This is a genomic window from uncultured Tateyamaria sp., assembly GCF_947503385.1.
Lineage (GTDB): Bacteria > Pseudomonadota > Alphaproteobacteria > Rhodobacterales > Rhodobacteraceae > Tateyamaria.
Genome location: NZ_CANNDO010000026.1, coordinates 1 through 903, shown reverse-complemented (window position 1 = coordinate 903; position 903 = coordinate 1). Strand labels below are relative to the sequence as shown.

The following is a 903-nucleotide window of genomic DNA, read 5'->3' as shown; positions in this document are numbered from 1 at the left end:
GCCGGTGCCTGGATGGGGGGCAAACGGCCCGCCATCATCATGCAGAACACCGCCATCGGCGTCACCATCAACACGCTGGCCACGCTGATCCAGTACTACCGGATGCCGCTGCCCATGCTGATCAGCTACCGCGGAGAGCTGCGCGAACCGGTCGCCTGTCAGGTCGAAATGGCCGTGCACACCAAGGCGCTGCTGGCGCAGATGAACATCCCCACCTATCACTTCCATTGGCAGAAGGACGTGGAAGAGCTTGATAACATTCTGAAATATACTTTCATGTGCAACAAACCCGTGGCGATCCTGACCGACGCCAACTTTTGGGGAGGCTATGGCGACCAATGATCCGTTCCGAAATTCTGCGCGAAATCGCGCCCATTCTGCGGGACCATCTGGTGGTCTGCAACATCGGCCTGCCCAGCCAGGAACTGCATATGATCGACGACCAACCGACGAATTTTTATATGCTGGGGACGATGGGGCTGTCGTCTTCGATCGGGTTGGGGCTGGCGCTGGCGCAGCCCAAGACAGTGATCTCGATTGATGGCGACGGGTCGGTTCTGACGAATCTTGGGACGCTGCCGACGATTGCGAACAACGTGGCGGACAACTTTATCCTGATGATCATCGACAACGGGTCTTATGGCTCGACGGGTGATCAGCCGACCTATGCGGGCAAGAAGACGGCACTGGAAAAGGTGGCGGCGGCCTGCGGGTGCGAGAACGTGGTGACGTGCCGGGATGTGGACACCGGGGCGGCCCTTCAGGCGGCGATCGACAGCGGCAAGATGACGGTGCTGGTGGTGAAATGCGACAGCGGCAACATCAAGCTGCCGGTGATCACCATGGACCCGGTGGTGATCCGCGACCGGTTCATGAAGGCCGTCGCGGGGTGAGGGGAGGGGC

2 protein-coding genes are annotated in these 903 nt (G+C 60.2%); both read left to right on the top strand.

The features are described 5' to 3' along the window. On the top strand, positions 1-342 hold a 342-nt coding region (locus Q1A85_RS22935; RefSeq protein ID WP_299695406.1), incomplete at its 5' end, for a sulfopyruvate decarboxylase subunit alpha. After that, positions 339-893, top strand: coding sequence for a sulfopyruvate decarboxylase subunit beta (gene comE, locus Q1A85_RS22930; RefSeq protein WP_299695403.1), 555 nt, complete (start codon positions 339-341; stop codon positions 891-893). The genes Q1A85_RS22935 and comE, both read left to right, overlap by 4 nt. Positions 894-903: the final 10 nt, after the last annotated feature.

Excerpts from the sequence above, each read along its gene's own strand:
- comE (WP_299695403.1), top strand. The coding sequence starts at position 339 with ATGATCCGTTCCGAAATTCTGCGCGAAATCGCGCCCATTCTGCGGGAC.